Raw genomic sequence first — 12984 nt, forward strand, 5'->3', positions numbered from 1 at the left:
TATTTTAATTTAACAATGCCATTTTAATATCAGACTGTTGATAAATCCAAGAAAATAACAATAACGCAATTATCTGACAAAACCAAGAAGTACCAATAAATAACCCCAATGATTGAGATAAGTTAAATGTGGTCAGCATCAACCAAGCAAACAAGATACCGATAGTTTTAATAGCGGTATTTAATAAAGTTTCAGATAATTGATACAAATAAAAATCTTTATGCTTCACTATCTTTACCCTGCACATATTTCTTATAAGCTTCATCAAGCAAGACAGCTGCGTTCATCGCCCTAGTAAATCCACTGAATATGGCATTTTGTATTAGAATTTCCTGAATTTCTTCTTTTGTTATACCTAATTTGTAAGCAGCTAGACCTTGAAATGACAATTGTCTTTTGGAGCCACCCATTGCAATCAATGCAGACAATGTTGCAATATGTCTCTCTTTTGTTGTTAAGACACCTCTTTGATAGATATTACCATAAATTGAATTAATAAGCATTTCAACCAAATCTGGGGTATTGGATATAAATCATCGTCAAAGCCAGCACAAAGACCACAACAGCAGCAATGGGGACGGTTTGTTTGGGGGTTAAGTTTAAAAGAGGGGTTTGATTGCTCATAACAATTCCTTATTACCTGATGATGGCATTATTTACCATAAACCTTTGCCATCATTTAAAATAAATTTCATTATAATCAAAAACACCCCATAAATAAATATGATTTTATGGGGTTTTTATGGGGTTTTTAAAAAATAATTGTCATTTATGAAGTATAATGTATTTAACTATATTTCCCATTTTTCCTGTATTATATGACTATTTATCCAAGCACCCAAAACACCGCATACCACAACAATAAATCCAAACAAAAGCAAACTTAAAATAATCCACTCTGATTTAATTAAAAAAGTTATAGCAAATCCAAGCAGCACACAGCATTGCAGTGATAATACATAATGAGGCATTAGTTGTTTAGTGTAATTTCCACAAAAATTGAGCATAAATTCACTCATAAGCGTATTTTGCACACCATTTCCGACACCAACTAACAATCCAGAAAAAAATAAAACAAAAATTACCCAATAATTAGACAACATACTTGCCAAACCAAACCCCATCATACCAACACCCATTAACCCAGCCGCCAAATAAGCACCAGAAACCTGTCCTATTTTTTTAAAGAAGTCACTAAATAACATTGGACTAATTAATAAACCCAAGCTCATCATAGATAAAGTTGTCCCATAAATAAATGGACTAAGATTTAACTGATGATTGATATAAGGAATGATAATAATATTTAATGCGGAAGTTAAAGAAATAGTAATCGTAAAAAATAATAAAACTTTTTGAATAGTATGGTTTTTTATAAATTGCCGATAAGAAATAATATAATTATTGTTTGATGTTTCATCTATTGGTTGTTGCTTATTAGAATGATGACCATTCAACATCAATAAAATAAAACAAAAAAAGCTAATGGCTGACAAAATAAATACCAGGTCCTTCTCAATAAAACCAAATGCCAATCCTGTTAAACTGGGAGCAAAAACAAATCCAGCGTTTTTAATGGTTTGAGTTAATTTGTTAGCAAGAGTTAAATTGTTAGAAAAGTAATTTGGCAACACTGATAAAAACACAGTCCACAGTAGCGAACCCAAATACCCCAATAAAAAACTAAGAACTAAAATCAACAATGCTGAATTAGCAAAAAAATAAAAGGCGAGTATGATCAACCCTTGTAGAAAAAACACAGTGGGCAAAATAATCTTTTCACTAATTTTTGGCAAAATAAACGCACCACTACGACTGGCAGTAACGCCACCAATCATAGACAGAGCATATAGTAAGGTTAAATTTTTTGAGTCACCACTAGCTAATGTAAGAGCAAAACTAACCAACATTGCTTCATCGGCGAAACTTCCTAGTGCCAAAACAACGACTGCAATAATAACTAGCGGGTAGCACATACCAAACACCCCCATAAATATAATTTATTTATGACAGCAAAGATATTCTCTTGCCCACATCTCTCAATATCAATAACCTCATTGTTTAAAATATAATTTAACAAAATGTCAATATCTTGATGATAAGAAATACAGGAACAATGACCATTAGATGATATAATTAACATATCGTCCAATCTAATCCACTGCAATACAGCATTATTATCTTTTATTAAGAAAAGACAATCCATTTTTTGTTTTTGTATTGGTCTAGGAACAAACAAACCCAAACTGGTTGTCTTAATAAGCTGATAGGTAATTATTTTAAGTTTTATATTAAAATCATTCAGTCGATTGCTAATATGATGAATAATCTCAAGATTATCATCGCTTAGGCTTACCAATCCAGAATTAAAATTGTGATTGGGAAAATTATTGAATTTAATATGATTTAAACCATCACTTCCAACAAACAAACTCTTACCAACTTGTTCAAATATGGTATCAACATCATCATTGTCTTCCCAAAATGCGATATTTACAACTAAAGAAGTAGCACCTTTACTCTCTGCTACATGATAATAGTCATAAGGAAAATAACAAATATTGTCACTTCGGTTTTGAATGATTGTAGCACTATCCTTGTATTGTTCATAGTGTGGATATTTTAGTCCTTTTACTGTTTTTTGATTGGGCGACCAAGTATACATACTTTTGCCATTTCTTAGAGTAAAAGCAAAATTATGTGCATAATCTACATGCACGCCTGAATGTGTTGATGCATAATTGCCCAAAAAACAATCTACATCTACTCGTCCTGTTGGTTTTTTATCGGTATTATTGTAAATAATATGAGCAAAATTTCTTGCTATATCCCAAATCTGTGCATTGATAGTATGTAAGCCAAAATAAGCAATACACCAATCATTATTTTGGTTCATATGTTCAAGTCGTGTAATATAATTATCCATATCAACATCATTGGATATCGCAAGCATATCACGATTTGGAATTGGTGTTAGAATGCCATTGATGGAAGTAATAAAGTCTGTGGCTTTATTGTGTGTTTGAAAGTCTTGTAGGTGATTTTTATAATACAAAAAAGTTTCAAATATTGTTTTCTCATCAAACATTATTTGGTGTGAATGCAATGTATTAAATTCTACTGCTTCTCTATTCCAAAAATTCAAAAATTCCGCTTTATCTGTTATAGATACCATAACTAAACCTATCAAAAACCATTAGATAAAAGAAAGTTGTAATCCAATATGTATTGTCATCTATATCTTTAATGGTTAAAGGTAAGCTTAAGAATTACGCGGAATGCTTGGTATGCACATCTGCTGCCGTGGAATGATAATCCACAGTCTGAGATTGACCGCTACGCATCGTTGATGCTGGCGGTTCATCTGGCATCTGTGCATATTTTACATGCTTGCTTAGTGGGTTGAAGTCTTGGAGAGTCAAATCAGTCATCATATCCATAATAGTGATATCCTTGTTAATAGTGATATAGGTCATTGACAACCATATCAGAATACAACTGATCTTGATTACACAATACATAATAACAAAAGTCAAGACCTATCTTGAAAAAAATGGTATTGTTAAAAAACAATACCCAAGTTAAAATAGCTCAATACTTTACCATAGCACAAAGAAACTTGTGAACGAAACATTTAATAATTGCCCAAAATGTCATTTGTAAAAGCAGGCTTGGGCAATGGCAAACAACGATACAAATGCAAAGGTTACCATCACTATTTTTCTGTGAAGCAACGAAGCAACCAAAAAAGTAATGGCATTAAAAAACAAGCCATTGATACAAACAGTAAACAAATCTTAGGCTTTGTCTGTGGTAAAACAGACACTAACACCTTTAAACGACTTTATCAGCAGTTAAATACCCATAACATTCAACTGTTTTTTAGTGACTACTGGAAATCTTATCGTCAAGTCATTTTAAAGCCAAAACATATAACAAGCAAAGCTCAAACTTTTACCATAGAGGGCTATAATAGTCTCATTAGGCATTTCATAGCAAGATTTACAAGAAAGTCAAAGTGTTATTCTAAATCCGAAAAAATGATAGAAAACACGTTGAATTTATTATTTGCTAAGTGGAATGGTAGCTTAAGATATGTATTTTAATTTAACAATGCCTAATATTAAACTGCATCATTGCGGTGTGCCATGCAGGAATTCTAGCTCTTGCAATAGTTGTTCAAGCTGTGTACTTTGTCTTGACTGACTGAGTGAGTTTTGTACAGGTTGGCTTAATGTTTCTGAGCTGGGTCGCTCAGCTAATATCACCTGTACGGTCATCGGTCTCTGATCACGCATGATCTCAACAGTCAGCTGACTGTCAGGTGCTTTACGAGCGACAACACCGACAAGCTCATTGATACTGGTAATGTGTACGCCATCAATACGCACAATCTTATCACCAGATTTTAAGCCTGCATGCTCTGCTGGACTATTCTGCCAAACTCGACGAATAATAACATTCGAGCGACTCTCGATATTTGTAGGATCATCTGTCATACGCACCATTTCAATCCCCATCCAGCCACGGCTAACTTTACCTGTGGTGATGAGGGATGTCATAACTTGCTGGACAATTTGATTGGGAATGGCAAAACCAATCCCCATCGAACCGCCAGAGCGTGAATAAATCGCCGTATTAATCCCAATCAAAGCACCATTAGCATCAACCAAAGCACCGCCAGAGTTTCCTGGATTAATTGCTGCATCTGTTTGGATAAAATCCTCAAAACTACTGACACCGATACCAGTGCGTCCTGTCGCAGAAATGATGCCTTGGGTAACTGTTTGACCAACACCAAATGGGTTACCAATTGCCAGTGATACATCGCCAACACGAATTGGCTCAGCACGAAATGCCATTGGTACAAGATTATCCAGCTCAACCTTAATCACCGCCAAATCACTGTCTGCATCACTACCGATAACGGTAGCACGTGCTTTACGACCATCATTTAGTGCCACTGTAATCTCATCAGCACCGTTAATCACATGGGCATTAGTGACGATATAGCCTTCGCTAGACACCACTACACCTGAGCCTAGATTTACGCCTTGATGTGGTGCTCCACCATAATAACGCTCCAAAAACTGCTGCAATACAGGATCGTTTGAATATAGTTGATGGTGTGCATTTTGGGTGGTATAAATATTCACGACCGACTGGGCAGCTCGGTTTACTGCTTCATAATATGACGCAATTGGTGCAGGTGTATCAGGATGTATTTTTGTACTATCATCGGCGATGATGGGTTGCCACTCACCTTCATTCGATACACTTATGGCAGATGGCTGCTCTAATTGTTCTTTGGTTATGATACTTGGGTTCATCACCAAATAGCCAATAATAAGTGCAAATACAGCCAGCAAAAGCCATGAAACAATCAGTAGAACACTGATTCCAGACTGATGATGAAAACGGATATTTGTTTGCATACATACCTTAAAATTATGCTTTTTGGAGTCTTAGATAGGGTTATGGCAATATTTTAGCATATCAATATTACCCATTTATTGGGGTACTGTTGAATAATGCTAATAAAATTCACCATAGTTTACAAGTAATTTATCGAATAACTATGTCAGCACAAGCCAATCATTAATAACATACCCAATCAAGGCATCACTGGCACCAAATCCAGTCCTATTATCTCATTAAAACCAAACATGATGTTCATATTTTGTACCGCTTGCCCTGCTGCACCCTTGACAAGTGTCTTGCACCACAATGATTGTCAAAACATCGATATCGTGATGAATGCCGATACACAGTTTATTAGATACTCGAACCGAACGGGTATCAGGAATAACCCCCAACGATACCGATATTAATTTTTTTGCTCAGTGATACTCATAAATCTCATCCCTTAACATGTTAACAATCAAATAATTATCCTAGCGGAAATGTGGTTAGATTGCAAATAACTCACAACATATTGATGAATAATTTTAAATTTATAGTGAATAAAAAATCTGATATCTTTGATGAATATCATTCATAATATTATGCCAAAGCTCAAGCCTTAGTGATTATTTTATCTTTAAAATATCATAGATAATGAATATTATCTTAAATAAATTTATTAAATAAATATCCAAATGACAAAGCTTCAATACTATTATCTTTTGGTATCAGATGATTTTATGGCAATACACTTGATTGATGATTGAGTTACCAATTTAGAACAAATATCGCTATTGATAAACCCCCTGAGTATATCGCTTAGGGGGCGGTCTAACTTATTATGAAATCTGATAATCATGCACTGCATCAATAAATGCCTTAGCATGGTCAGGATTTGACCACTGTGTAATGCCATGACCAAAGTTGGCAACATAACCTGATTTATCAAGGACATACGCATCATCTAACATACGATGAACCTCCATTTGTATCATCTTGGGTGAACCAAAAATGGTTGCAGGATCCAAGTTTCCCTGTATTGCTTTTTTGGCATTTAGGGCGTGTAGTAAGTGACGCGCCTTATCTAATGGCATTGTCCAATCTAAACCCAGTGCATCAGCTTGGCTATCTGCTTGAACATCTAGCCATAAGCCGCCGCCTTTGGTAAATAATATCACAGGCACATCAGGATGAATGGCTTTTAGGCGGGCAACAATCTTACGATTATAAGCATGGCTAAATTCGGTAAACTGGCGATGACCAAGCACTCCACCCCAACTGTCAAAAATCTGCACAATCTGTGCGCCTGCCACAATCTGTGCATCTAAATAATCAACCACTGCATCGGTAATTTTTGCAAGCAATGCATGTAAAAGCTCAGGCGTGGCATACATCATGTGTTTGGTATGGCGGAATTCACGGCTAGAACCGCCCTCAACCATATAAGTTGCCAAAGTCCAAGGACTGCCACTAAAACCAAACAATGGCACCTGACCATTTAATGCTTTGCGAATGCTTGTTACAGCCTTCATCACATAATCAAGTGATGAAGTCATGTCAATCTTTGGCAGCGCCATAATCTGTGACTCTGTCCGCACCGTCTTGGTCAGCTTAGGACCTTCACCTTCAGCAAAGTATAGACCCAAATCAAAAGCATCAGGAATGGTTAGAATATCACTAAATAAAATTGCAGCATCCAACTCAAACCGACGCAATGGTTGTAAAGTTACTTCTGTTGCCTTATCAATATCTTTACATAGACTTAAAAAATCGCCTGCTTGTGCACGCACTTGCTTATACTCTGGTAAATATCGCCCTGCTTGACGCATCATCCAAACTGGTGTGGTATCCACAGGTAAGAACTTTAATGCACGCAACAAGCGATCATTTTTTAGGGGGGCAAACTGTGCTGTCATAAATCTCTCTATCAATTTATTTTTTAGGATTAATAACTTAATTATTTAAATAATATAAGTAAAAATCTATGTTTATCAAGTTATAAAATGGTCATATCATCACGGATACCATAAATCTCAATCATGCCAATAGATAGCAAAATTTTTGGTTGATTGCGATTACAGGCATCACATCCCCAATCTGGTCGCCAAACGATGGTTTATACAATATTTAAGTTTATACAATATTTAAATAGCACAAACAATTTGCCAAATTAACAGGCCATTGCATGTAAAATAAATATGCTTAAAAACGCTGATAAACCCTTAAAATGATGATGCCAGCTCACTTTAATAAGGTGCATATTCAACTGCAACATCATAATCGTCATCATTCCAATCATCATCGTCATCACCATCACCGCCCTCACGCTGTGCTTTACGCATCGCACGATAAGCTTCTTTTTGGATTTCGGTATTATGACGCACTTCTTCTTCAAGGCGTGCAAAGCGAGCCGCCTGCGCTTCAGCAAACATCGGATCTTCAAGCTCACGCTCACGCTCATCTTCAATGACCTGCATCAAATGATGTTTGACCGCTTCAACCCCTTCGCCAGTCAGCGTTGAGGTGTAAAATACCTCGCCTGCCCAGCCTAATCGTGTGATGATATCTTGACAAACAGCATCACGCTGCTCGTTGGGAATTTGGTCAATTTTATTTAATACCAAAATTTGTGGCAGCTGTGATAACTCTTGAGAAAACTTATTCAATTCATTTAAGATAATCTGTGCATTAGCAACAGGATCTGATTCATCAATTGGTTGAACATCAACAATATGTAACAAACGACGCGTGCGTGCCACATGCTTTAAAAATCGAATGCCAAGCCCTGCACCATCAGATGCACCCTCAATCAAACCTGGGATATCTGCCATAACAAAAGATTGATGCGAGCCAACATCTACCACACCTAAGTTTGGTACAAGTGTTGTAAACGGATAATCAGCCACTTTAGGTCTGGCAGCTGAGACCTGACGAATAAAGGTCGATTTACCTGCATTTGGCAAACCAATCAAACCAACATCGGCCACAACTTTAAGCTCAAGCTTGATATTTCTTGTCTCACCAGCAAATCCAGGTGTTGCTTTACGAGGTGCTTGATTGGTAGAAGATTTAAAGCGTGTATTACCAAAACCACCATCACCACCTTTGGCAATCAAGATTTTTTGACCTTTTTCGGTTAAATCTCCAATCACCACATCCAAATCAGTATCAATAATCGTTGTCCCTATCGGTACTGCCAAATAGATATCATCAGCACCCTTACCTGAACGGTTTTTGCTGCCACCATTTTCACCACGGTGTGCTTCAAACTTACGAGTATAGCGATAGTCCACTAAGGTGTTGGTATTGTCATCAGCAATGGCATAAACATCACCGCCTTTGCCACCATCGCCACCATCTGGTCCGCCTTTGGGAACAAATTTTTCACGGCGAAAGCTAACAATCCCGTTACCGCCATCACCTGCTTTGACGCTGATTACAGCTTCATCAATAAAACGCATAATTTTGCTCAAATTTTAGTTAATTGATGAATATTGTAGCACAAATTGCCCAATGATTGAAAAATAACAAAACACAAAATCATTTATACGGTAAAATAAAACCTCTTATAATAAGGTTTAAGGAATTATCATGCCTAAGATTTCACTCATAGTGCCGACACTAGCTCATCAGTCGCAAATTTTATCACTCGCCAAAGCCTTTGAAGATAATGGGCTGGTATTACACGGTATGTCACTTTCTTTATTTGACAGTTATGAAGACTGGCTTAATTTTAGTCGTGCACCTGCAGGCACACCTGCACCAAATCATGCCTTTGTTAAAGTAGCGGATGATACTTTTTTTGGTGTCGATGAGTTGGGTTTGGTTCTTGGGGTGATTAATGTGCGTTATCAATTGAATGAGTTTTTAAAAGTTCAAGGCGGACATATTGGCTACAGTACTCATCCAAATTACTGGGGTCAAGGTATCGCCAGCCAAATGCTCAAGCTTGCACTGACACACTGTCAACAAAATGGCTTAAATCAAGTACTCATTACCTGTGATGATAGCAATTTGGCATCTGCTAAGGTGATTGAGAATCACGGTGGTATTTTAGAAAATAAGTTAAATACCAATGGTAAAACCATTCGCCGATATTGGATTGATATTTAAGTAAAATTTCATAATATGATTGTAAACTAAATCACTCTAAATCGCTCTTTGGTGAGCCAAGAATGTCTTTTTAGCCAAAAAGCCCATCAGCATTAACTGATAGGCTTTTGGTCAAAATAGCTGGGTAACTCAAAAGTTAGATAAGGCTTTATTTTGCCATCTCTTCAGCCACACGGATAACTTGAGTGCTATAGCCCATCTCATTATCATACCAAACATATAAGGTGGCACGGTTATCAGTAGCAATGGTTGCTTTGGCATCAAAAATTGCCACTTTTTCAGAACCCACAAAATCAGTTGACACCGCCTCAGGTGAGTCTGAATAGTCAATCTGTGCCTGCCACTGCTCACTTTGTGCCTTGGATTGGATAAAGGCGTTAATTGCCTTAGTATCACCCACTGATTTTTCAAAGTTTAAGTTTAAAATTGCCAATGAAACATTTGGGGTAGGTACACGAATGGCGTTGCCTGACAGTTTGCCTTTAAGCTCAGGAATGGCTTTGGATACTGCAGACGCTGCACCTGTACTGGTCATGACCATATTCAGTGGTGCAGCACGACCACGGCGGTCAGCTTTATGGTGATTATCTACCAAATTTTGGTCATTGGTGAATGCGTGAATGGTCTCCATATGACCATGAACAATACCATATTCATCATGTAAAACTTTCAGTGTTGGTGTGATGGCATTGGTGGTACAGCTGGCCGCTGATACAATGGTATCGCTACCAATGGTATCGTGATTGACGCCATAGACAATATTCTTAATTTCGCCTTTGGCAGGTGCTGTTAGTAACACTTTTTTTACACCTTTTGATGCCAAATGTTTACCAAGCCCCGCTTCATCTTTCCATTTGCCTGTATTATCGATGACAATCGCATCATTGATATCATGTGCTGTATAATCCACCTCTGATGGGTCAGACGCATAAATTACCTTGATAAAGCGACCATTGACAATAATACCATTATTTGTGGTATCAACTTGTACAGAGCCATTAAACCAACCATGTACCGAATCTCGTTCTAATAGCGATGCACGCTTAGCCAAATCACCCTCACCCGCTGGACGCACGACAATGGCCTTAAGCTGTAAGCCTGACTCTGACGCAGGGCGACTCATCAATAAGCGTGCCAAAATGCGGCCAATGCGGCCAAATCCATACAATACCACATCGGTTGCTTTGATTTGACTACCGCTATCAAACTCATTGGCTGACTTTTGTGCTTTGATTGCTTGTACAATATCAAGCGATGTATTTTCTAAACCATGATCAACCAAAGCCTTGGCAAACGCCAAAGTATCAGCCAATGCCACACCATATTTATCATGCAGTGCTATCAATGCCACCACATCCAATGTCATACGCTCGCCCAAAAAGGTTACCAAAACCTGTCTGCTTGCCAAAGTATTTAGGGCAACAAGTAACTCAACTGCTTGAATTTCTTGGGTTTTTCGAGAAGATAAATGGGTAGAATAAAGGTTTGACATGATATTTTCCTTACGGTCTTTTCGTCAAAATTTTTAGGTCTAAAACAAGTGATATGCCCGAATTATAAATCAATATTTAAAGCTTGGCAATGTTAATTCTTGTGTGAACACATTGACACAAGAATAAAGCGTGCTATGCCAAGTGCTTGCATGGTTTATCTTATCGTTCAATAATGCTGGCTATTATGAGATAAAATCAGCCCCCTAATTCCTGCAATACCTTTTGCACCATGATTTTTTGCACAATTCATATCAAAGTATGTCATCCCACCCAATGCCATACTTGGCATATCACACAGCTTAGCCAAGGACTCAAACCCCTGCCAACCAAGCGCATGAGCCTTAGGATGGGTTTTTGTTTTGTGTACAGGTGAGATAAGTGCCGCTACGATGCGATGGCTTTTGGCAAGCTGATTGGCCATCATTGCCTCTTTTTTATCATGCACACCAACCCAAAGCGGTAAATCGGTTGGCAGTTTATCAAAATTAGCAGAAAAATATTCAAGTTCATCACAAGTTAATTTCACCATGACGCCACCAAGTACTTTCATCATATCTTGGGCAGCTTGACAAACCGACCAACTGACCACAAAATTAATATCTGGACGCTTAGATTTTAGTAAAGTTAGCAGCCTAATGGCATCATCAGTACCCACGCAAGGTCGACAATAAAAATAGGCGGATTTAGGCAACTGGTTGCTATAATAATTCACAAAACCATCAAAATCACCAAAGTAATCCACCGCATGGCTGATATACAGCAGATTTGGTAATCCAATCCAATCCATAATCCGTGCGTTAGCGACAGGAAATTGATTAACCTTAGCAATCATTTCATCCATATCAAGCCATCTCAACGCTTGATTTTCAAGTCCTTTTTGGCAATATAAAAAATCATGATATTGTTTTTTGGTTAGATATACTTCATAAGTATATAAATATACCTTTTTATCTTGATAATCATGATACACTTTTCCCATAAAAACCAACTGGTCGGTATTTAATGATAGACCAATTTCTTCATTAACCTCACGCATCAACGCCTGTTTGGCAGATTCGTTTGCATCAATCTTACCCCCAATAAATTCCCACTTACCCCCTTGGTGTTGATGCATATGACGCTTTGCTACCAAAAATTTATCTGTATATCTCAGTACAGCTACTGCAACAGACACAATGTTATGATTATGGATACAATTTACTTGCATAAGTTTTTATTTTTCAATCAGTTATGGATTTTTTTAATGAATTTTATCAAATTTTGATATTTATATTTGCAATTTACTAAAAACCTGCTATTATAACTACAAATGATAATTATTGCTGTTTAAAAACCAATATCATTCGAAAATTAACCTAATGATAAAACGGTAATGGATCATTTTAATGGCAATCATGCCAGCACTCAAAATATATTTGAATCAGAGTGCACTTTAGTAAGATAGTAGTTTAGCATACGGCTTGGGATAACCACCCATCACCCGTCAACACAAGGAAAATCGCCATGACTATGAGTATCGCTCGTTATTTTAGTAACCGTGATCACATTCGCTTACCAACATTATACTCACAAAATCTTTTTGCCATGACCAAGGAAGTGCGTATTGAACATCAAGGGGAAGAGTACCGCCTGCGTTTAACTCGAAATAATCGATTAATTTTGACCAAGTAATTATCTCATAATTATCTAATGATCCATTGGCGACATTAGCTATTATCAAGATATTAACATGAAATTATTAACATAATGTATCATATTGATTTTAGATCAGTTTAATATCTTAAATCACTTTAATAAAAACCGTTTTTCTCCAACCCAACAGGCATCATTTGTACTGACAGATGATGCTTGTTGGGTTTTTAAGGTATCAATCGGTCTAAAAATGCTGACAATTACTTTGTTAAAATGACATACAGATTAAAATCAATTTCATCAAACATTTGGCATGGATAAAACTTCTGATCAATGCCTTTTT

13 protein-coding genes are annotated in these 12984 nt (G+C 36.9%); 3 read left to right on the forward strand and 10 right to left on the reverse strand.

The window, feature by feature from the left end:
• Nucleotides 1–218: 218 nt before the first annotated feature.
• From A4U55_RS02090 to A4U55_RS09030, 4 genes are all read right to left on the reverse strand, one after another.
• Nucleotides 219–503: a carboxymuconolactone decarboxylase family protein gene (locus A4U55_RS02090; protein ID WP_003656707.1), complete on the reverse strand. Its 285-nt coding sequence runs from the start codon at nt 501–503 to the stop codon at nt 219–221.
• Between the two features lie 288 nt (nt 504–791).
• Entirely contained in the window at nt 792–1976 is a 1185-nt protein-coding gene (locus A4U55_RS02095) for an MFS transporter (RefSeq protein ID WP_003664224.1), read from the reverse strand.
• Nucleotides 1961–3175 (reverse strand): hypothetical protein, encoded by a 1215-nt coding sequence (locus A4U55_RS02100; protein WP_172798036.1) that lies wholly within the window; start codon nt 3173–3175, stop codon nt 1961–1963. The genes A4U55_RS02095 and A4U55_RS02100 overlap by 16 nt, the downstream gene beginning before the upstream one ends.
• 94 nt (nt 3176–3269) lie before the next feature.
• Nucleotides 3270–3440 (reverse strand): hypothetical protein, encoded by a 171-nt coding sequence (locus A4U55_RS09030; RefSeq protein ID WP_003656719.1) that lies wholly within the window; start codon nt 3438–3440, stop codon nt 3270–3272.
• A gap of 210 nt (nt 3441–3650) precedes the next feature.
• On the opposite strand from A4U55_RS09030, the gene A4U55_RS02105 reads away from it, so the two are divergent.
• The gene (locus A4U55_RS02105; RefSeq protein ID WP_080534142.1) at nt 3651–4106 is read left to right on the forward strand and encodes an IS1 family transposase; all 456 of its coding nucleotides are present in this window, start codon (nt 3651–3653) and stop codon (nt 4104–4106) included.
• Nucleotides 4107–4133: 27 nt separating this feature from the next.
• Here the strand turns inward: A4U55_RS02105 and A4U55_RS02110 are convergent, their stop codons facing one another.
• The 4 genes from A4U55_RS02110 to cgtA all read right to left on the reverse strand — a co-directional run bounded on the left by A4U55_RS02110 (nt 4134) and on the right by cgtA (nt 8864).
• Entirely contained in the window at nt 4134–5435 is a 1302-nt protein-coding gene (locus tag A4U55_RS02110) for a S1C family serine protease (RefSeq protein WP_003657430.1), read from the reverse strand.
• Between the two features lie 219 nt (nt 5436–5654).
• Complete coding sequence (locus A4U55_RS09085) at nt 5655–5816, reverse strand: hypothetical protein (RefSeq protein WP_172798031.1); 162 nt, start codon at nt 5814–5816, stop codon at nt 5655–5657.
• A gap of 426 nt (nt 5817–6242) precedes the next feature.
• Entirely contained in the window at nt 6243–7319 is a 1077-nt protein-coding gene (gene hemE / locus A4U55_RS02115; RefSeq protein WP_003657432.1) for a uroporphyrinogen decarboxylase, read from the reverse strand.
• Nucleotides 7320–7649: 330 nt separating this feature from the next.
• A complete protein-coding gene (cgtA, locus tag A4U55_RS02120) occupies nt 7650–8864 on the reverse strand; it encodes an Obg family GTPase CgtA (RefSeq protein ID WP_003657433.1) in 1215 nt (404 codons plus the stop codon).
• A gap of 130 nt (nt 8865–8994) precedes the next feature.
• Here cgtA and A4U55_RS02125 point away from each other — a divergent pair, with 130 nt between their 5' ends.
• Nucleotides 8995–9516 (forward strand): GNAT family N-acetyltransferase, encoded by a 522-nt coding sequence (locus A4U55_RS02125; protein ID WP_003660228.1) that lies wholly within the window; start codon nt 8995–8997, stop codon nt 9514–9516.
• Between the two features lie 148 nt (nt 9517–9664).
• On the opposite strand, the gene A4U55_RS02130 is transcribed toward A4U55_RS02125, so the two are convergent.
• Together A4U55_RS02130 and A4U55_RS02135 are read right to left on the reverse strand one after the other, a co-directional pair.
• On the reverse strand, nt 9665–11008 hold the full coding sequence (locus A4U55_RS02130) for a glyceraldehyde-3-phosphate dehydrogenase (RefSeq protein ID WP_063453960.1): 1344 nt from the start codon (nt 11006–11008) through the stop codon (nt 9665–9667).
• A 167-nt stretch (nt 11009–11175) separates the two neighbouring features.
• On the reverse strand, nt 11176–12183 hold the full coding sequence (locus tag A4U55_RS02135; RefSeq protein ID WP_226889906.1) for an NUDIX domain-containing protein: 1008 nt from the start codon (nt 12181–12183) through the stop codon (nt 11176–11178).
• Nucleotides 12184–12518: 335 nt separating this feature from the next.
• Here A4U55_RS02135 and hemP point away from each other — a divergent pair, with 335 nt between their 5' ends.
• Nucleotides 12519–12680 (forward strand): hemin uptake protein HemP, encoded by a 162-nt coding sequence (gene hemP / locus A4U55_RS08770; RefSeq protein ID WP_226889965.1) that lies wholly within the window; start codon nt 12519–12521, stop codon nt 12678–12680.
• Nucleotides 12681–12984: the final 304 nt, after the last annotated feature.

The sequence above is a fragment of the Moraxella catarrhalis genome, assembly GCF_001632285.1.
GTDB classification, from domain to species: Bacteria; Pseudomonadota; Gammaproteobacteria; order Pseudomonadales; family Moraxellaceae; genus Moraxella; species Moraxella catarrhalis.